16 protein-coding genes, 1 tRNA gene and 2 pseudogenes are annotated in these 18,486 nt (G+C 54.1%); 12 read left to right on the top strand and 7 right to left on the bottom strand.

Annotation, left to right across the window (positions count from 1 at the left end; translation table 11 throughout):
• The first annotated feature begins 19 nt into the window (after positions 1-19).
• The 4 genes and pseudogenes from EL098_RS06070 (at position 20) to EL098_RS06085 (ending at position 6,059) form a co-directional block, all read left to right on the top strand.
• The gene (locus EL098_RS06070) at positions 20-1,627 is read left to right on the top strand and encodes a 5-oxoprolinase subunit B/C family protein (RefSeq protein ID WP_126355432.1); all 1,608 of its coding nucleotides are present in this window, start codon (positions 20-22) and stop codon (positions 1,625-1,627) included.
• Complete coding sequence (locus tag EL098_RS06075; RefSeq protein WP_126355433.1) at positions 1,608-3,338, top strand: acetyl/propionyl/methylcrotonyl-CoA carboxylase subunit alpha; 1,731 nt, start codon at positions 1,608-1,610, stop codon at positions 3,336-3,338. The genes EL098_RS06070 and EL098_RS06075 overlap by 20 nt, the downstream gene beginning before the upstream one ends.
• Before the next feature lie 83 nt (positions 3,339-3,421).
• Positions 3,422-4,408, top strand: coding sequence for a Fic family protein (locus EL098_RS06080; RefSeq protein WP_126355434.1), 987 nt, complete (start codon positions 3,422-3,424; stop codon positions 4,406-4,408).
• 168 nt (positions 4,409-4,576) lie between these two features.
• Positions 4,577-6,059, top strand: a pseudogene (locus EL098_RS06085) (APC family permease).
• A gap of 69 nt (positions 6,060-6,128) precedes the next feature.
• Here the strand turns inward: EL098_RS06085 and EL098_RS06090 are convergent.
• Both EL098_RS06090 and EL098_RS06095 read right to left on the bottom strand, forming a co-directional pair.
• On the bottom strand, positions 6,129-6,827 hold the full coding sequence (locus tag EL098_RS06090) for a cache domain-containing protein (protein ID WP_126355435.1): 699 nt from the start codon (positions 6,825-6,827) through the stop codon (positions 6,129-6,131).
• Positions 6,828-6,854: 27 nt separating this feature from the next.
• Positions 6,855-7,574: a FadR/GntR family transcriptional regulator gene (locus EL098_RS06095; RefSeq protein ID WP_126355436.1), complete on the bottom strand. Its 720-nt coding sequence runs from the start codon at positions 7,572-7,574 to the stop codon at positions 6,855-6,857.
• Positions 7,575-7,809: 235 nt separating this feature from the next.
• Between EL098_RS06095 and EL098_RS06100 the strand changes: the two genes are divergently transcribed.
• The 4 genes from EL098_RS06100 (at position 7,810) to EL098_RS06115 (ending at position 12,986) form a co-directional block, all read left to right on the top strand.
• A complete protein-coding gene (locus tag EL098_RS06100; RefSeq protein WP_126355437.1) occupies positions 7,810-9,237 on the top strand; it encodes a gamma-aminobutyraldehyde dehydrogenase in 1,428 nt (475 codons plus the stop codon).
• An 11-nt stretch (positions 9,238-9,248) separates the two neighbouring features.
• The gene (locus tag EL098_RS06105; RefSeq protein ID WP_126355438.1) at positions 9,249-9,722 is read left to right on the top strand and encodes an ester cyclase; all 474 of its coding nucleotides are present in this window, start codon (positions 9,249-9,251) and stop codon (positions 9,720-9,722) included.
• Positions 9,723-9,872: 150 nt separating this feature from the next.
• A complete protein-coding gene (locus EL098_RS06110) occupies positions 9,873-11,777 on the top strand; it encodes an NAD(P)-binding protein (RefSeq protein ID WP_126355439.1) in 1,905 nt (634 codons plus the stop codon).
• 6 nt (positions 11,778-11,783) lie between these two features.
• The gene (locus EL098_RS06115) at positions 11,784-12,986 is read left to right on the top strand and encodes a cytochrome c (RefSeq protein WP_126355440.1); all 1,203 of its coding nucleotides are present in this window, start codon (positions 11,784-11,786) and stop codon (positions 12,984-12,986) included.
• Between the two features lie 70 nt (positions 12,987-13,056).
• On the opposite strand, the pseudogene EL098_RS23395 reads toward EL098_RS06115, so the two are convergent.
• Positions 13,057-13,203: pseudogene (locus tag EL098_RS23395) on the bottom strand (DUF2442 domain-containing protein); the annotation flags it as partial.
• A gap of 86 nt (positions 13,204-13,289) precedes the next feature.
• Between EL098_RS23395 and EL098_RS06125 the strand changes: the two are divergent.
• Positions 13,290-13,988, top strand: a complete 699-nt coding sequence (locus EL098_RS06125) for an RluA family pseudouridine synthase (RefSeq protein WP_126355441.1) — start codon at positions 13,290-13,292, stop codon at positions 13,986-13,988.
• Positions 13,989-14,012: 24 nt separating this feature from the next.
• Here EL098_RS06125 and EL098_RS06130 read toward each other — a convergent pair whose 3' ends face one another.
• Positions 14,013-14,258: a DUF2543 family protein gene (locus tag EL098_RS06130; protein ID WP_126355442.1), complete on the bottom strand. Its 246-nt coding sequence runs from the start codon at positions 14,256-14,258 to the stop codon at positions 14,013-14,015.
• 346 nt (positions 14,259-14,604) lie between these two features.
• Here EL098_RS06130 and EL098_RS06135 point away from each other — a divergent pair, with 346 nt between their 5' ends.
• Complete coding sequence (locus EL098_RS06135; RefSeq protein WP_126355443.1) at positions 14,605-14,832, top strand: hypothetical protein; 228 nt, start codon at positions 14,605-14,607, stop codon at positions 14,830-14,832.
• Between the two features lie 76 nt (positions 14,833-14,908).
• On the opposite strand, the gene EL098_RS23300 is transcribed toward EL098_RS06135, so the two are convergent.
• Positions 14,909-15,109 carry a hypothetical protein gene (locus tag EL098_RS23300; RefSeq protein WP_197718541.1) on the bottom strand — a complete coding sequence of 67 codons (201 nt, stop codon included), beginning with the start codon at positions 15,107-15,109 and terminating at the stop codon, positions 14,909-14,911.
• 199 nt (positions 15,110-15,308) lie between these two features.
• Here EL098_RS23300 and EL098_RS06145 point away from each other — a divergent pair, with 199 nt between their 5' ends.
• Positions 15,309-16,727 (top strand): hypothetical protein, encoded by a 1,419-nt coding sequence (locus EL098_RS06145; protein WP_126355444.1) that lies wholly within the window; start codon positions 15,309-15,311, stop codon positions 16,725-16,727.
• A gap of 157 nt (positions 16,728-16,884) precedes the next feature.
• The gene (locus EL098_RS06150) at positions 16,885-17,457 is read left to right on the top strand and encodes a YnfC family lipoprotein (protein ID WP_232012333.1); all 573 of its coding nucleotides are present in this window, start codon (positions 16,885-16,887) and stop codon (positions 17,455-17,457) included.
• 214 nt (positions 17,458-17,671) lie between these two features.
• Here the strand turns inward: EL098_RS06150 and EL098_RS06155 are convergent, their stop codons facing one another.
• Together EL098_RS06155 and EL098_RS06160 are read right to left on the bottom strand one after the other, a co-directional pair.
• Positions 17,672-18,211, bottom strand: coding sequence for a DUF2058 domain-containing protein (locus EL098_RS06155; protein WP_126355445.1), 540 nt, complete (start codon positions 18,209-18,211; stop codon positions 17,672-17,674).
• A 157-nt stretch (positions 18,212-18,368) separates the two neighbouring features.
• Positions 18,369-18,443 (bottom strand) — tRNA-Arg (locus EL098_RS06160).
• Positions 18,444-18,486: the final 43 nt, after the last annotated feature.

Genomic DNA, 18,486 nt, shown 5'->3' on the forward strand with positions numbered 1-18,486 from the left:
CGACGTTAGGGGAAATGACGTGAGATTTTTAGCCGTTAATCTAGGCAGCTTTTTAGTGGAGTTGAGTTCTCTTGACGAAACGCTGGCGCTTTTTGATTCCCTGAGCGCCGCGCCTGAAAAGGGCATTGAAGAGATAATCCCTGCTGCACGCACTCTGCTAATCCGCTTTTGCAGGCGAGAAACCAGCATGGTGCAGCTGGCCGAAAAAATAGCGCGGCATTCTCTGGCTCAGCGTACGGAGCGCAGCAGCCAGCAGGTTACGATCCCGGTTCATTACAATGGCGAAGATTTGCCTTCCGTGGCTGAACTGCTGGGTATTGAGGTTCAGGCTTTGATTCGCCGCCACCAGGAGTCCGTGTGGAACGTCGCGTTTACCGGTTTTGCGCCTGGTTTCGCCTACATGGTCTCTGACACGGGGGAATGGCAAACGCCGAGACGCAGTACGCCGCGTACCCGTATTCCCGCTGGTTCTGTTGCACTGGCCGGTGAGTTTAGCGGTATCTATCCCCAGGCCAGCCCCGGCGGCTGGCAGCTAATTGGCCAGACCGAACTGAAAATGTGGGATCTCTCCCGCGAACAGCCCGCGCTGCTGATGCCCGGCGCGCAGGTGAATTTTATTGATGCAGCGAAAAGCACAAAAACCGTCTCTCTTCCCGCGCAAGTCCCTGCGCAACGCCTTCCCGAAGGTACTGGGGCAACGTTGACGGTGCTGGCTACAGGGCTGCAAACCCTGTGGCAGGATAATGGTCGGGCGGGAAGGGCCGGAATGGGGCTTTCCGAGTCCGGCGCGATGGATAAAGCCGCACTGCATGCGGCAAACCGTATTGTTGGCAATCCGATCAACTCACCCTGCCTTGAAATTACCCAGGGTGGATTCCGCGCCAGGGTGACGGGCGATGTGGTGATCGGCGTGACGGGGGCGCAGTGCCCGCTGACGCTGCGTACCGCAGAGGGCGAGCGTTATGCGGTAGACAGCTATCGCCCGCTCAATCTTGCTGCAGGGGATGAGATCCATTTCGCTGCTCCGGTATGCGGTTTACGCAGCTATCTTGCCGTGCGCGGCGGGTTTATCGTGCCGCAGAGCCTGGGCAGCGCGGCGCGAGATAGCCTTGCGCAGGTTGGCCCGGAGCCGTTAGGCGTGGGCGATATCTTAGCGACCGGTTCGCACCCAAATCCTGGCCCGGTACTGCTGAATGAACTGCCGGCGGCGTCGTTACCTACGGCAGAAGATACCGTTACGTTGGATATCGTGCTCGGGCCACGCACTGACTGGTTTACTGCGCAGGCGATTGAGCTGCTGACGGCCCAGTCCTGGCGGGTGACGCCGCAATCGAACCGCATCGGCTTACGCCTTGCGAGCGAGCAGCCCCTGGCGCGCAGTAAGCATCAGGAGTTGCCGAGCGAAGGCACCTGCAGCGGCTCCATTCAGGTTCCCGCCAGCGGGCAGCCCGTGCTGTTTCTGCACGATCATCCGCTCACCGGCGGCTATCCGGTGATTGCCGCGGTGGCTGAATATCACCTCGACCTGGCCGGGCAAATCCCGCCCGGTGCCGGGATCCGCTTCAACGTTATCCGACCTTTTCTGGAAATAGCAGGGAGTAAAGCCAGTGACCAGCGCGACGCATAAAGTTCTTATCGCCAACCGTGGCGAAATTGCCGTTCGTATTATTCGCGCCTGCCGTGATTATGGTGCAGAGGCCGTGGCGGTTTACTCTGATGCGGACGCCGATGCGCTTCACGTTCGCATGGCAGATGAAGCCTGGGCTCTGCCGGGTCTTCACTCCAGCGAAACCTATTTAAATATTCCGCTGCTGGTGGATATTGCCCGCCGCAGCGGAGCCACCATGGTTCACCCGGGCTACGGTTTCCTCTCGGAAAGAGCCGAGTTTGCCCGCGCGGTACAGGCCGCCGGGCTTACCTGGATTGGCCCAGAGCCGGAGACAATTGAAAAGCTGGGGGACAAAGTTCAGGCCCGTAAAATTGCACTGCAGGTTGGCGCCCCGCTGGTAAAAGGCACGGCTGGCCCGGTCAGCAGCGCCGGTGAAGTTGTTGATTTTGCCTCTACGCATGGCCTTCCGGTTGCGATTAAAGCCGCATTTGGCGGCGGCGGACGAGGGCTGAAGGTGGCCTGGAACCCTGAGGAGGTCGAAGAGCTCTACCATTCGGCGACGCGTGAGGCGCTAAGCGCCTTTGGCCGCGGCGAGTGCTATGTCGAGCAGTATCTCGATTGCCCGAGGCATATTGAAGCGCAGGTGATCGCCGACAAACACGGCAACGTGGTGGTGCTCGGCACCCGAGATTGCTCGCTACAGCGCCGCAACCAGAAGCTGGTTGAGGAAGCTCCGGCCCCGTTTATCAGCGAGGCGCAACGTCAGGAAATTCATACCGCCGCTCGAGATATTTGTGCTCAAGCGGGCTATGTGGGCGCCGGGACCGTTGAATTTTTACTCAGCCTGGATGGCAAACTGTCATTCCTTGAGGTCAACACCCGCCTGCAGGTAGAGCATCCGGTTACCGAGGAAACGACCGGGTTTGATATCGTCGTTGAGCAGCTACGCGTGGCCGAAGGTTTACCGCTCAGCATTCAGTCAACGCCGGTACCACGCGGTCACTCGTTTGAGTTCCGCATTAATGCTGAAGATGCGGGTAAAGGCTATTTACCTACGCCGGGAAAAATTAACCTATTCCGCGCTCCGTCCGGCGCGGGTATTCGCCTCGACAGCGGCGTTGAGGCCGGGTCTAAGGTGCCGGGCAGCTACGACTCTTTGATGGCAAAACTGATCGTCACCGGCAGTACTCGCGAGCAGGCTATTGCCCGCGCCCGTCGAGCCCTGCTTGAGTTCGAGATTGACGGCGTGGCTTCCGTGTTGCCGTTCCACCGCGCCGTGATGGACGATCCTGATTTTACCGAAAACTTTGCCGTGCATACCCGCTGGATTGAAACGGATTTTGCCGCACGCATTGCGTTTGCCCCGCGTCAGGTGCCCGCAGCGGATGAGATTCTGACCCGTAGCTGGATAGAGCTGGACGGGCGTCGTTTACAGCTTGGGCTACCGGCAAGTCTGTTTGGCGGCCTTGCGCTGGCGAACACGGGCAGCGCCAGGCAGCTAATTCCTGAAGTCACCAATGAAGCCGCAATTGAGGCGCCGATTTCAGGCGTGCTTCACGGCTGGATAAAAGAGGAAGGGGAGGTTGTCGCGCAGGGAGAGGTGATTGGCGTGATGGAAGCCATGAAAATGGAGGTTCAGGTGGTGGCGCACCGCAGCGGCAGGCTCAAACAGGGCGTAGCAACAGGCGCTTCTCTTGAAGCTGGTCAGCCTCTCGGTGAGATCCTATAAGATCAAAGGCGGGCCCGAACCCGCCTTTCTCCCTGCTGGTATGTCGGTATAAATGTCGGAGAAACTTTCTCCGGAGTAAACCGATGAAGCCCTACCATCCTCCTTTTTCTCTGACTTCCTCTATCCTCAGCCGGACGATTGAAATTGGGGAGCTGCTTGGGCAGTGGTCATCGAATGCCCAACGAACCTCTCCTTTGTTACGCAAAGAAAACCGTATCCGCACTATCCAGGCTTCTCTGGCAATAGAGCACAACAGCTTATTCGCTCAACAGGTGACGGCGATTATGGAGGGCAAGCGGGTCCTGGCTCCGGCAAAAGATATTCAGGAAGTCCGCAACGCCATTCTCGCCTATGAGGCGTTTTCCGGCTGGCAAAGTGGCAATGTCGACAATCTATTGTCAGCGCATCGGGCGCTGATGCTGGGTCTGGTCGATATGCCAGGCCAGTTTCGCCACGGCGATGTAGGCGTTTACAGGGAGGGGAGGCTGATACATATGGCCCCGCCGGCAAGCCAGGTTGGCCGACTGATGAATCAGCTGTGCGACTGGCTTCATGGCACGGATCTCCACCCGCTGGTTGCCAGCTCTGTCTTCCATTATGAGTTTGAGTTTATCCATCCTTTCAGCGACGGTAACGGGCGAATGGGGCGGCTTTGGCAGACGCTGATCCTGAGTGAGTGGCGTGCCGAGCTTGCCTGGTTGCCGGTTGAGACGCTAATCCACGACCGGCAGGAAGCCTATTACCGGGTACTCAGTGAGTGTGACCGCCAGAGAGACTGCACGGCTTTTGTGGAGTTTATGCTGGAGATGCTGAAGATGGCACTGGAAGAGGGCGTTGCCCATAGTCGGCTGGAGGAAGAGCCAGCCCCATTTTTTGCCAGCCGGTTGAGCGCAACGGCCGGGCAAATCCTGAATTTAATTATGGAAGAACCGTCGATAACCATAGCCGGAATGGCGGAGGCCACCGGCTTAACCAGCCGCACCATAGAGCGTAATCTCAAAACGCTGCAGCAAGAGGGTCGGCTGGAGCGCATAGGCGCCGCAAGGAATGGCTGCTGGCGAATTAAATGAAGCGATTTTTTTCGTGATGCGGCATCATCGTCATGCCGTTTATGTTGTTAACGATAGGATAACATTATATCTAACAAAATTGTGACAAAGCACAATATACATATAACTTAATATGTTTTATAAATTGTAGCCACTGCCTGCAACTATGCCCCCTGAAGAGAAAGACATATGGAACAGACATCTGCTACAAAAAGTCCCGTACCGCCGCCGGAGAAAGGCCCGCAGTTCAACCGATCCATCGGCCTGGTATCCAACTTTGCGCTCGGTTTTACCTACCTCTCGCCGCTTACCGCCGTGTATTCCCTGTTTGCGCTGGCGATTACCCTCGCCGGGCCGCCGGCCATCTGGTGGATCCTGATTGCCGCCTGCGGTCAGCTGCTGGTGGCCTTAGTGTTTGGGGAAGTGGCTTCGCAATACCCGATAACCGGCGGACTTTATCCCTGGGCCAGAAGGCTGTGGGGAAAAAAATATGCCTGGATTGCGGCGTGGATTTACCTCTGGGCGCTGGTCGTCACTATTACGTCCATCGTTGAATACACCTCGACCTTCGTCGCCTCGCTATTCCACTATGGCGACACGCCGTTTGCCATGTTACTGACCTCCGTCGTGCTGCTGACCATTATGATGGGCGTGAACATGTCCGGGACAAAAAACCTGGCGAGGGTCGCCCGCTTTGGCTTCTGGTGCGAAATCATTAGCGTGATTGCGCTGGGCATTTACCTGCTGATATTCCACCGCAATCAGCCTTTCTCGGTGGTGTTCGATGCCATGGGCGCGCTGGCGAAAGACGGCAGCTACGGCACGGCGTTTATGTCGGCGTCGCTGATGGGGCTGTTTATGTTCTTCGGCTTCGAAGCCTGCGGCAACGTGGCGGAAGAGGTAAAAAATCCTGGCCGTAAGATCCCGGTTGCGATGATCCTCAGTATTGTCTTCGGCGCGATCTCTGCCGTGATCTCTATCCTGGGATACCTGCTGTCATCCCCGGATCTGATGAATATTGTTAGCGGAAAAAATTGCCGATCCGATCCCGGCGATTCTCAATGACGCGCTGGGCGAGAAGGGGGCCACCCTGTTTATCGTCATTGCTATCGTGGCGATGCTGTCCTGCATCCTGTCGCTACAGGCCGCGCTGAGCCGCCTGATCTTCTCGTTCTCCCGCGACAAAATGCTGCCGGGCAGCGAGTGGATGGCGAAGATCTCTAAGCACAGCGTGCCGGATAACGCGATGCTGATAAGCTGCCTGCTGCCGATGGTGATTTGCGTCTGGGTTTACTTCCAGCCGGATAACCTTGCCAGGATCACCGCGTTTGCGGTTATCGGTATCTACGTTTCGTTCCAGATGGTGATTCTTGCCGCGCTGCGCCAGCGGCTGAAGGGCTGGAAGCCTGCGGGCGAGTGGAGTCTCGGATCGTGGGGCATGCTGGTGAACCTGCTGGCGCTGGCCTACGGCGTTGGTGGGATCTGGCTGCTGGCTCAGCCTGCCGACAGCGCAAACTTTATTGACCGCTGGACGGTGCTGATTGGCCTGGCGCTGATCGTCGGGTCGGGGCTGGTCTATATGTTGATAGCCAGACCCTTCGGCCACTCTGATGCGCCGGAAAATGACGCTATTGAATACGCTAAACGGCTAAACCTTTCTCGCGAATATTAATTGTAAGGGCCCGTGGGCCCTTTTCATCGCTACTCAGCATAGCCACGATCTTTAAGGGCCTGATGGCCCTTATTTTATCAACTCATATAACGTGCAGTACTCGGTTTTATAGACTTCTACCGCCTCGGTGGAGTGGAGTAATTCACCTACACGATATTTAGGATAAGTTGAGAAAATAATCCGCTTATCCAGATTAGTCAGCACGAGTTTATGGCTATTAAAAAGCGGAAGTAATTCTTCCTCCACTTCACTGACCAGCACATCAATTGCGGCGACGCCGATAAACTGTTGATGAAAATAGACCGGCATCGCCGACGTCAGGGTATAAGAGGTATTACAGACATAATCGACGTAGGGGCCGTGAATATAGGCCTTGCCGTTTTCCTGCGCGTCTTTAAACCACTCGAAGGTTCTGAAATCCAGCCGCTGTTGGGTGGCCTGATCCAGATCGAGATTAACCTTTTTCACGCCGTCGGCTTTTTTGTACCACCACTCCAGCAGCCAGTACTCTTTTTCCTCGCTGCTGCCTTCTATGTGGCTGGCAAAGCCTGACCCTGAGCAGTAGGGGGTCCGGTTTAGCGTCTCTTTGATATGCTCCTGAATCGCTCTTTTTACCGCAGGATCCAGCAGCAGCTTATGATTTTCACCCTGAAACTCCGCCAGCGTAGACTCAACCTGCCCCGCAAGAGCGATGGTCGCCTCGATGGTGGTACTAATAATGTCGTCAAGTTTACGGGTAAAAGGGATGAGGGTTGCAGGTACATTCATGATGATGCCCGTGTTGTTGTGTTGGTTTTATTTATATTTTAATTTACTTTCAATGAGATAGAAGGTGAAGGTGTCAATCAGCTGCGTGGCCAGTCGCACCGCTTCCTGCTCCTCGTGGTTTTCCAGCGCCGCGATCAATTCGGTATAGACATCAATCACTTCACGGTGAATAACATCGTCGCGGTAAAGAATAGCCACCAGTGACGCCCATTCGGCCTGCAGCAGCAGCTCCTGGTTGGCGAGCCTTGCCGACTGCGAGCTGGCGGAGAGCGCCAGCAGGCAGCGCATATCGGCCTGCGTTTTCAGCTCTGGCGTCGCGGCGGATTTCAGCGCTTCAATAAATTCTTTTAGCCGGATGATATCCGCGCTAGTCATTCTTCTGGAGGCGAGCCTGGCGCTGTGGCTTATTATGGCGCAGTGCATTTCGCCGAGGTCAGAAATATAGTCCGAACTGATAGCTTTAAAAGGGTGAAGCGGAGTGTCAAATTCACCGCTATTTTCACAAACAAAGCTGCCACCATTTCGCCCACGAACGGTGTGGATTAAATTGTTGGCCCGCAGCGTATTTAAGGCCTCGCGTATTGTAATGTGGGAAACCCCCATCATTTTGGCGAGATCGGCCTCATTAGGAAGCTGCTCATTTGCCTCAAGTAAACCAGTAATAATGGCATTTGAAAGCCGCTGCACAATTTGATCGGATCGACTTGCCTGTCCTATAGGTGCGAAAATTACCGCGTGAGTAATCATAGTGCTCTCTGATTAAAATTCCCTGAATCAACGGTTATTGATAGCACAGCCGGGGCCTTTAAGAAAGGAGAGGCGGACTACCAGAATCGGAGAGTTATCCTGCCGGTGAAATATCGTTATGTAAAAACATTGTTAAAATGCGGGATTGATCATGTTGCTGTTAACCATGGATTGAAAAGTCGTCGATTAAAAGATATTACATAATATTGTTTATGTTTAATCTGAGGAGAAGGCGATGCAAATCCTGAAGCATTTCATCAACGGACAGTACGTGGCGGGCCAGCAAAACACGTTGTTTGACCTCGTCAGCCCGGTCAACGGCGAGGTTTATGCCCGGTCGCCTGACGGTGGCGCGGAAGAAGTTAATCAGGCTTACTCGGCGGCAAAAGCGGCTTTTGCCGTGTGGAAGCATTCTCTGCCGTCCGAGCGCCAGCGAGCATTGCTGAAGCTTGCCGATGAGATAGAGCGCAACGCTGCGCGTATTGTTGAGGTGCAAAGCCAGGAGACGGGCCAGCTGAAACACTTTATCGAGCGCGATGAGATCGCCGCCTCCTGCGACGCTATTCGTTTCTTTGCCGGCGCAGCTCGCTGTCTTGAGGGCAAAGCTTCCGGGGAATATGCGGCGGGGTTTACCTCCACCATCCGCCGCGAGCCGCTTGGCATTGTCGGGCAGGTTACGCCGTGGAACTACCCGTTTATGATGGCGGTCTGGAAAATCGCGCCAGCGCTTGCTGCTGGCAATACCGTGGTGCTTAAACCGAGCGATACCACGCCGATCAGCACTTTAATGCTGGCCGAAATCGCCGCGCCTTTATTCCCGCAGGGCGCGTTTAACGTGGTGCTCGGCAAAGCCAATACTGGCTCATTAGTGGTGTCAAATCCGGAGGCTTCGCTGGTGTCGATTACCGGCTCCGTTCGCGCTGGCCTGCAGGTTGCCGCCTCCGCTGCGGCAAACCTGACCAAAGCGCACCTGGAGTTAGGCGGGAAAGCGCCGGTTGTGGTGTTTGCCGACGCGGACATGAACAAAGCCGTCGAGGTGATTACCGCCGCAGGCTTCTCTAACGCCGGTCAGGACTGCACCGCAGCAACGCGCATTATCGTTGAAGCTTCCGCCTATGACGCTTTCCTCGAAAAGCTGATCCAAAAAACCAAATCAATCACCTTCGGCGAGCCGGACGACAGCGCCGCTCTCTATGGCGCCCTGAACAGCCGCAACCAGCTGGAGCAGGTGACCGGCTTTATTGAGCGGCTTCCGGCCCATGCAAAAATCGAAACCGGCGGCAAAAAGGGCGCAGGTCCTGGCTTCTACTTTGAACCGACGATTATTTCCGGGCTGAAGCAGCGGGATGAGGCCATCCAGCACGAGGTCTTTGGCCCGGTGATGACCCTCCAGTCCTTTAGCAGTGAAGAAGAGGCGTTAAGCAGAGCCAACGATGTGGAATATGGCCTTGCGGCCAGCGTCTGGACCAGCAGCCATAGCCGGGCGCAGCGCTTCAGCACCCGTCTCGATTTTGGCACCGTGTGGATCAACAACCACATCCCATTGTGCGCGGAAATGCCCCACGGTGGTTTTAAAAAGTCCGGCTACGGCAAAGACCTTTCCTCCTATTCGCTCGACGAATACACCCGCATCAAACACATCATGTGCGATATCACTGAATAAGGATTTCTGAGATGAAAATAGTCAATGCTGCTGCGCTGTCGCTGGTACTTTTTTCTACGCTGGCGCTGGCCGAAAGCTCTCCGCTAACGGTAGTGAAAAATTATATGGCCGCATGGAACGCCCATAAGGCCGGACAGGCGGCGGAATACCTCGCCAGCGACATGGTGTATTACGACGCGGCGGTAGGGACGCCGGTGGAAGGGAAAGAAAAAGCGGAAAAAGAGGTGATCGGCGCGTTTATTAAAGCGGTGCCGGATCTGCGCTGGCAGATGACCAGCGAGCCGGTTTACAACAATGACACTATCGCTTTCCGATGGACGTTCAGCGGCACCAACAGCGGCGAGTGGAGCGGCAGCCCGGCGACCAATAACCCGATTAAGTTTGAAGGCGTGAGTTTTATCAAAGTCAGCAACGGTAAAATCAGCTGGCAGGGCGACTACTACGACTCGAAAAAACTGGACGAAGAGCTGAAGCCGGGAAAATAGCCTACTGTGCGCCGCTGGCGAGCGGCGTTCAGACAACCCGTTACCGGAAAAGACACTATCGTTAACAGGCTTATTGCGTAGCGAAGCGGCAGGGAGTTTGTTATCATTCAGTAAATAATATGTCTAAAAGACTGATAAAAAAGGTTATCTATGTCTATTACCCGACGTGACTTTCTTAACGGGATGGCAATTGCCATTGTCTCTGGTTTGACGCCGCTGGAACTGGTGAGGGCCAACGACAAAATACCCGGCAGCGGCGTAATCAATGCCGATTACTATCCGCCGCTGTTGACCGGGCTGCGCGGTAACCATCCTGGCTCGTTCGAAATGGCGCACGCGCTTGGCCGCGAGCATGAGAAATTCGACTTCGGCAAGCTGCCAACGGAAGAAGAGTACGATCTGGTGATTGTCGGCGGCGGCATCAGCGGCCTTGCGGCGGCCTGCTTCTGGCAGGAAAAAATGGGCAAGGATGCAAAAATTCTTATCCTTGATAACCATGACGACTTCGGCGGCCACGCCAAGCGCAACCAGTTTAACGTCGGCGGCAAAACTCTGCTCGGCTACGGCGGCAGTGAGTCTTTCCAGTCGCCCAACAGCAACTTCAGCCCGGTGGTCCATGGCCTGATGGACTCGCTGGGCGTCAGTATCTCGCGCATGAAAAGCAGTTTTGACACGACCTTCTACCCGGATCTGCATCTGAGCCGCGGCGTGTTCTTCGATAAAAAGAACTTCGGCGAAACTAAAATCGTCAGCGGCGACCCCGGCCGTGCTGTGTCGGACGACATTCCGCCGGACAGGCTGAATGGCCGCAGCATTGAAGCCTTTATCAATGACTTCCCGCTTAGCGAAGCAGACCGTAAGGCGCTGCTGGATCTGCACGTGAATCCTGCTGATTACCTGCAAGGGATGACGGTCGAGCAGAAAACAGAATGGTTAGATAACCACAGCTACCATGAACTTCTCGAGAAGAAAGTTGGCTTAAGCAAAATGGCGCTGATGTACTTCCAGCAGCGTACCAACGACTTCTTCGCGATTGGCATTGAAGGCGTGAGCTGCAGCGACGCGCGCGCCTGCGCGCTTCCGGGGATGGAGGCGATGGGCCTGCCGCCGCTGGATGGCGAAGCGCTTGCTGACCTCGAAGAGCCTTACACCTATCACTTCCCGGACGGTAACGCCGGCCTGACGCGCCTGATGGTCCGTAAGTTGATCCCGGAAGCGCTGCCGGGCAGCACGATGGAAGACTCCGTCACCGCAAGGCTGCACTACGAGATGCTGGATCGCCCGGAAAATAGCACCCGCATTCGCCTCAACAGCAGCGTGATCAACGCCGCCAATGCCGATAACGGCGTGGTGGTGAGCTATATCAATAATCAGAGCGGCAAGCTGCACCGCGTGAAAAGCCGCAATGCCATCATGGCGGGCTACAACATGATGATCCCCTATATCGTGCCGGAGGCGCCGGAGCAGCAGAAAGAAGATCTGCGCCTCAACGTGAAAGCGCCGCTGGTCTACACCAACGTGGTGGTGAAAAACTGGCGTGCTTTTAAAAATACCGGTGTGCACGAATTCTATTCTCCTGCCGCGCCATACAGCCGCGTGAAGCTTGACTACCCGGTAAGCATGGGGGACTACCATCACCCGCAGACGCCGGATGACCCGATGTGTATTCACATGGTGTACGTGCCGACCTATCCAGGGAGCAACATGTCACCGCGCGAGCAGTTCCGCCGGGGCCGTGCCTTCCTGCTCGGCTCTACTTTTGAAGCTCATGAGCAGATGATTCGCTCTCAGCTGCAGGAGATGCTGGGCCACACTGGTTTTGACCACGAGCGCGATATCGCGGCCATTACGGTTAACCGCTGGGCGCATGGTTATGCCTATTACGCAAACTCCCTGAGCGATGATATGGAAAAGATGCCCGAGATTATTAAACGTGCCCGCCAGCCCATTGGCCGCATCACGATTGCAAACTCCGACTCCGACTGGAGTGCTTATGCTCATGCGGCGATCGACCAGGCATGGCGTGCGGTGAACGAACTAGTGGCGATGGGGTAACCAGACATGAAACCTATTTTAGCGGCTATCACCATTCTCTTTTCCGCCAGCAGCTTTGCTGCCGTTTCGCAAGGCGAGTACGTGGCGCGGGCGTCCGACTGTATTGCCTGCCATACCGTGGACGGTGGCCAGGCGATGGCCGGCGGCAAAAAGTTTGCTACGCCGGTGGGCGATATCTACTCCACCAACATCACGCCTGATAAAACCCACGGCATCGGTAATTACAGCTACGAAGATTTCGAGAAGGCGGTTCGCCAGGGGATTGCCAAAGATGGCCATGCGCTCTACCCGGCGATGCCTTATCCTTCCTACGCCAAAATGACCGATGAGGACGTGAAGGCGCTCTACGACTACTTTATGAAGGACGTCACGCCGGCGGCGACCGCCAATAAAGAGAACGACATCCCGCTGCTGCTGTCAGCCCGCTGGCCGCTGCGCGTGTGGAATGGGCTGTTTGTGGATGACGTAAAATCCGGCGGCGTGGTTGTTGACGCCAGCGGAGATAACGCCGAGAAAATCAAACGCGGTGCTTACCTGGTGCAGGGGCCGGGACACTGTGGCGCCTGCCATACGCCGCGCGGTATTGCGATGCAGGAGAAAGGTTACGATGACTCCAGCCCGGAATTCCTGAGCGGCGCGATGATCGACGGCTGGTATGCGCCTTCTCTGCGCGGCATGAATATGTCCACGCAGGAAGTGAAAGATCTGCTTAGCAAAGGCAGAAGCCAGCATCACGCCATCGCCGGACCGATGGGTGAGGTGGTTACCCAGAGTACCCAGTACCTTACGGATGCCGACCTGGAGGCTATCGCGCTTTATATCGCCAATTTCAAACCGCAAAAACCAGCGGCAACGCCGGTGAATACCGCCGTGCTTTCACAGCCATCCGACGGTAAAACGCTCTATATGCGTTACTGTTCAACCTGCCATAGCCCGGACGGGAAGGGTACTGACTATAACGTCCCTTCGCTGGTGGGCAACTCGGCGGTAATGGCGAAAGATCCGTCGTCGCTGATCCGCGTGATCGCTGACGGGGCGCATACGCCACAAACCCAGGGCACTATTCCGTTTATGATGCCTGGCTACAAAGGCATATTGTCAGATAAAGAGATGACCGATGTGGTGAATTACGTGCGCGGCACATGGGGCAACGGCGCGCCTGCGGCAACCGAAGCTGAGGTGAAGAAGATTACCGGCGAGGGCAAATAGCGCCGTCAGATAAGCCGTAAACGGGGGCCTTTGTGGCCCCTTTTTTGTGGCGGGTGAAGTTGAATTCTTTTTAGGCCGCGTCATGGGGGCGAAAGGTTGTATCACCGCGACCGGCGAGTAGCCCTTCAATCGAGATATCTTCGTTTAAAGTATCCCTGTGAATACCACGGGCGCTTGATTCATAGTCGGCGCGCTGCGCCTGATTTGCATTGAGCAATAATCAGACTGATTGGGCTGCCATAATTGAGCAATGCCTCCTGAAATTCGCTATTATCCGACTCCACTCTCCAGCCGGGCAGCCCGATGTCGACGATTATTGATACTTTTATTGCCCCGCCTTGCTTTGATGAGATAGAGATCCTTTATCAGGATGAGCACCTGGCGTTAATCAATAAACCCAGCGGGCTGCTGAGCCTTTCGGGGAAAAATCCGCAGAATCTCGACTCGGTACATCACCGGCTGGTGCAGGTATTCCCCGGCTGCACGCTGGTGCATCGCCTGGATTTTGGCACCTCCGGGCTGATGGTCATTGCGCTTAATAAGGCGATCAATGCCGCGCTCTGCCAGCAGTTCAGCCAGCGTTCGGTTGCAAAGATTTATACCGCGCTGCTTTGCGGGCATCTGGAGAATGATGAAGGGGTCATAGACGCGGCGATTGCCAAAGATCCGGCGTTGTTTCCGCTGATGTCGATTTGCTCCGTCAGCGGCAAGCCTGCCCGTTCGCGTTACCGGGTCATCGAGCGTTTTTATCGTGAGCTGGAGGATGGTATGCAGCTGCCGTTGACGCGGGTGCGGTTCACGCCGGAGACCGGGCGCACCCATCAATTACGCATACACGCTCACTATCTGGGGCATCCTATTTTGGGCTGCGATCTGTATGGCGGGCTTGCATTACCTGGCACCGAACGGGCGCCACGGCTGATGCTGCATGCCAGCGAGCTGCATTTTTTTCACCCCGTCAGCGGCGAGCCGATGGCCGCCCGCTGCGGCAGCCCCTTCTGACGGGAAAACTCATCGCGGCAGAGTTTACTCGTTGCCCCACTGGTTAAGAAACTCGGCGATTTCGTCGATGCGCTGCACCGCAATACCGGCTTCAACGGCCATTTCACCCTGTGCTTCCTCGCTGATTTCCTCGTTATTCATTAAACGAGTGACCAGCAGCTGGAAATAGTGCGCCACGGCATCACGTTCATCATCGGACACCGGCTTTGCCGACTCCGTCGAGTACTCGTCCGCGATGTCATAGTATTTCAGGTCGATTTCGTTATTCATGCTTATCTCTGGGTTTGTTAGCCTGGCCGCGATAATACCATTGTTCTCCCGCCAAAAGGGATCAGTGAGTTTCTTCTGCACGCAGGGCTTGCCGCAGATACCGTCGCGCCTGGCGTGGTACCGCTGACGCCGGGGCTACACCGCGAGTTTGGCCTGGCGTGTTCTTCAACGGGAAAAACGTTCCCGGCGGTTCAGGCTCTGGTTACCCGGCTGCGCAAGGCGAGATGCGCCAATCTTTTCAATAGCCTTTAGACATAAATGTGTACACTTTTTCAACCGCGGCTTCTGGTGTTCAAAATCTGGTCACGCTAGATTGATTGTCAGGTTTTCTATAGCAGGTGACAAAATGAAAGTTTTAAGTATCGTTGGTGCAACATTGTTGGCGACATCATTCCATGCCGCAGCTTTCGTTTCCAGCTCCTCTGTTCACCCGGAGCAGACGGTAAATGCGAATAATAACGCTGCGAATGGGCATGCCATTCCCTCTGAAGCCAACTACGATATCACCAAAATTATCCCCATTGCAGGCTGTAACTGTGCCTTTTGCACCGCGCTGCGTAGCGCGAATTTATAGCCTGATGTTGCTTTTGCAGGCCTCGTTTTCGCCATAAAAACGGGCCTGAACCTGCCAAAGCCCGCGCGTTAAATTATCAGTCATACCAGGCTGGCGCTCGCTGATGATAATCTCCATGCTGACAATCAGCTCTTCCGGTGTGCTGCGCGTAAGCCGCTTCTTTGACCATCCGCTCCTTGTCCAAAACATCTTTAGCGTACGTCAACCGGTTGTGGGCGCTAGTCTTGAGTTTCTGAGCGACGGTGTGGATATCGGTCTCTTTGCTGGCGTCCGGCATTGTTTTCACCTGTGTTATGCAGAAAGAAAAACTCAGTCAGTGCACGACCGTAGCAGTAGAATCAATGGATTAAAATGCGTGCGGGTCAGGGTTAAAGAGGCAGTTTCCGGCTAACACTCTCATTTCTGGTATTATATTGCCGCGAATCTTTACGCTACTCTAAATCTACTTTCGGAAAATGATGAATAACGGACCTACCATGAAACGGACTGCCTCGCTAGTTCTGGGACTCACGCTCACCGCACCGGCTTTCGCCATAAACATGCCCGAACCCGCCCCTGTTAAAAGCATCGAAGTGGTGCCCGGTACGACCGTACGCTTTGGGCCTGGGATCAATACGGCTTATCGCGTGACGACCATGGCAGGGCTGACTAGCGAGGTCTGGATGTACACCGACTGTCGGACCGACGATAAAACGCTGCTGTTTATTAATGCACAGACGAATAAAAGTTTGCGCGTCTACGCGATGAACTCCATCAGCCGTTATACGGCGGGGACGGCATTCGAGCCGGATGCTGACAGCCCGTTTATGACTACGCCAGGGCTGGATCTCTGTAAGCAAAATGTGCCGGAAGCGAAGTGGGCTGGTATCCCTTCCACGAGTCAGAACGGTGAAAAGCAGTTTGTTGATGTCTCTAATAGCCAGCGTGAAGGGACGATGCTGAAAGCCCGCCTGGCGACAGACTTCGATAAAATCTATCACGAAGAAAAATACGGTGCGCCTTACTCGGTAAAAATCGAGGATGTGGTGTTCAACTGCGAAAAAGCAGAGGGCATCACGGCCCGCACTTTCTCGCTGGATAACCAGGGCATGGCAACGGACACCTCAGCTGGGGAAAACAAAGCCCTCACGCGGGAAGCGACGAGCGTGGCAAAAATGCTTTGTGGCGCCAGCGATCTGTCGAGCTACAAAGGCATAGGCACGCTCGTCCGGCGTGACAAAGAGGTGGCTGACACCACGCCGGCGAAGCCGGATTTAGACAATAACTCACCGGCGGCATTGCAGCGGGTTGCCCTTCCGGCGCAGGTGACAAAGGCTATTAATAAAATCTTTACCGATCCGCAGCAAAAACCGGCTTTCCGTTCGATAAGTTTTACCCAGGGAAGCCCGGAAGGAGACGGCCTTACGCTTAGGGCGAAAGTTGACGCTCAGCCGGACGGCACGACGCTTACCGTGACGAAGATGAGCATCGGCAATGCCGATTTCTATTCCCAGTATCAGCGCTTATTTAACATGGTGGATGTGAAGAAGTGGGAAACTATGTCCGAAGCGCCGTGGGTTAGCAAAAATCTGGAGAGCAATTTCACGCTCCCGCTACAGCCGGGCAAAACTTATTCCTCACGCAGCCTGGTTAGCAACAAGGATAAGCCTGATACAGAGCAAACCCTAAGTCAGGTCTGCGTGACCGGTAAAGAATGGCAAAATGCTGCCGATATTCATCCTAATTTCCCAGGCCGTTACCTTGAGTTAATTTGTAAACAGGATCTCGGCGACGGCAAAGAAGCCAGCGGTGACTACGCCTATTTTGAAGACCTGCGCATGTTTATTCGCTTTGGTTATCAGGAGAAGGGCGAGGCGAAGCGGTTTATCTATAGCGATGTGAAGGTGGTGCGGTAGTTTAGCGTCATTTCCAGCATCTTATAATAGGCATAATCGTTTATACAACAATGATAGATTATTTTTTAAAATTACTACTTCGCGCACATTAGCTTTATGGGAATTAAATGAGAACCGCGTCACCGAAGGTACAATACCATTAAGAAAGGAATGACCAATGAAGGCAAGAACGTTATTTATCTTATCAATTTTGGCAGTGTCATTTAATGCCGCTGCATTGACTCAATTCAAACCGGCTGTTTTAAATGCTGCTCTTTTGTTTGATCATAATCCCAGTACCGGTAACGTAAAGCATAGTCTCCAGTCGATCAGAGATGAGCAAGGAAAACTTCAGGTGATGACGGAGGTTAAGTACGATCGCAGCGGGTGTTTCACGAATATCAACATGGTTGATAGAGTAAATGGCAGAATATTCCATGTAATCAATAAAGATGGAGTACTAAGCTCTTTTAAAGGCCAGCCTATTACTGGAAAAGTTAATAAGCACTGCGAAATCACTGAGCTTGAGAATGAGCAGGGAAAATATACATTCATTTATAATGTGCATGGTTTGCTTGAAAAAGCGGTGGACAGAGATACGGGCAAAGTTGCAACGCTATATGAATATCGCAATAGCCAATTCCCTGAGCGTATAAGAGATTACAATGAACCAAGAGACGACCGCTTTTTTATCCATCAGGAAGCGCGCAATTCCTTGACTCGGAGCTGGTATCAAAAAGTCAGGGCTTAACAGTCAGGGTGAAGCAAAGCTGTACTTATACTGCTGATGGTAATGCAGACAAATGCTCGCTGATATCTTCCATTAAAGATGATTATCATGGCGCAACACAGTTATGGATTTCTAGTCAAGAAACAGAATATTTCTGATTCTAATAAAAATGGGCGAACCGAAGTTAGAACTCAGGCGGCCCGGCAAAACCAGTCCGCCTGAACTCAACACATCTTTACCACATCAAATCGTCAGGCACGACAAAGTCCGCGTACGGATCGTCTTCGTCTTTTGCTTCTTGGGTAAGCTCGCTGCTCAACACAATAAAGCTGGCGTCGCGCTGTTTAATTTTATCAGCAACGCCTGCAGGAATGATGGCGTATTCCCCTTCAGGATTTTTATCTGAAATCAGGCGGGCAATGGCCAGACGTCCTTTGGTCAGCTGAGCCTGGGTAATTTTATCGACGTACACTTTTTTAATTAAGTTATTGTCCGTGAAGTTATAGCCGATATCGCCCTTCGAAATAACAATGCGGTTCATCTCGATCAACTGCTTGATCTGAGCCTTATATTCTTTGGCTAAGGTGGCCTGCCTTTGCTGTTCGCTTAGCTCTTTATCACGCTCAACCTGCGCCTGCTTGTTGGCTTCAACGGCTTCTCTTGCCTCGCGCGCCTGTACGCGTGATTTCTTCGCGGTGCGCTGCACTTTGGCCACTTTTTTGCTGCTGACGAGGCCAGCTTTGAGCATCTGCTCTTGTAAGGTTAGTTTTGTCATGTTCTTTTCGACGGCTGAGGAATCGTTAAAGGGATTATATCCTCAATGCTTGAGGCGTTTCCATGCTGAGGGCGAGTAAAGCTTATGCTGCTGATAAAAATGGATATTTTTAAAAAAATAATTTGAGTAAAGGGCAGGGCAGAAGAGAGAAGTCTGATGGCGTTCCCTGCAGGAATCGAACCTGCAACTAGCCCTTAGGAGGGGCTCGTTATATCCATTTAACTAAGGGAACGCAGCGGGCGTAGTATACCCGCTTTTCGAGACAGGTTAAGGGG

The organism is Cedecea lapagei (genome assembly GCF_900635955.1).
GTDB lineage: Bacteria > Pseudomonadota > Gammaproteobacteria > Enterobacterales > Enterobacteriaceae > Cedecea > Cedecea lapagei.

What these genes read in the sequence shown, in the direction of transcription:
- EL098_RS06080 (WP_126355434.1), top strand. Translation starts at nt 3,422, where the DNA reads ATGAAGCCCTACCATCCTCCTTTTTCTCTGACTTCCTCTATCCTCAGC.
- EL098_RS06090 (WP_126355435.1), bottom strand. Translation starts at nt 6,827, where the DNA reads ATGAATGTACCTGCAACCCTCATCCCTTTTACCCGTAAACTTGACGAC.
- EL098_RS06095 (WP_126355436.1), bottom strand. Translation starts at nt 7,574, where the DNA reads ATGATTACTCACGCGGTAATTTTCGCACCTATAGGACAGGCAAGTCGA.
- EL098_RS06100 (WP_126355437.1), top strand. Translation starts at nt 7,810, where the DNA reads ATGCAAATCCTGAAGCATTTCATCAACGGACAGTACGTGGCGGGCCAG.
- EL098_RS06105 (WP_126355438.1), top strand. Translation starts at nt 9,249, where the DNA reads ATGAAAATAGTCAATGCTGCTGCGCTGTCGCTGGTACTTTTTTCTACG.
- EL098_RS06110 (WP_126355439.1), top strand. Translation starts at nt 9,873, where the DNA reads ATGTCTATTACCCGACGTGACTTTCTTAACGGGATGGCAATTGCCATT.
- EL098_RS06115 (WP_126355440.1), top strand. Translation starts at nt 11,784, where the DNA reads ATGAAACCTATTTTAGCGGCTATCACCATTCTCTTTTCCGCCAGCAGC.
- EL098_RS06125 (WP_126355441.1), top strand. Translation starts at nt 13,290, where the DNA reads ATGTCGACGATTATTGATACTTTTATTGCCCCGCCTTGCTTTGATGAG.
- EL098_RS06130 (WP_126355442.1), bottom strand. Translation starts at nt 14,258, where the DNA reads ATGAATAACGAAATCGACCTGAAATACTATGACATCGCGGACGAGTAC.
- EL098_RS06135 (WP_126355443.1), top strand. Translation starts at nt 14,605, where the DNA reads ATGAAAGTTTTAAGTATCGTTGGTGCAACATTGTTGGCGACATCATTC.
- EL098_RS23300 (WP_197718541.1), bottom strand. Translation starts at nt 15,109, where the DNA reads ATGCCGGACGCCAGCAAAGAGACCGATATCCACACCGTCGCTCAGAAA.
- EL098_RS06145 (WP_126355444.1), top strand. Translation starts at nt 15,309, where the DNA reads ATGAAACGGACTGCCTCGCTAGTTCTGGGACTCACGCTCACCGCACCG.
- EL098_RS06150 (WP_232012333.1), top strand. Translation starts at nt 16,885, where the DNA reads ATGAAGGCAAGAACGTTATTTATCTTATCAATTTTGGCAGTGTCATTT.
- EL098_RS06155 (WP_126355445.1), bottom strand. Translation starts at nt 18,211, where the DNA reads ATGACAAAACTAACCTTACAAGAGCAGATGCTCAAAGCTGGCCTCGTC.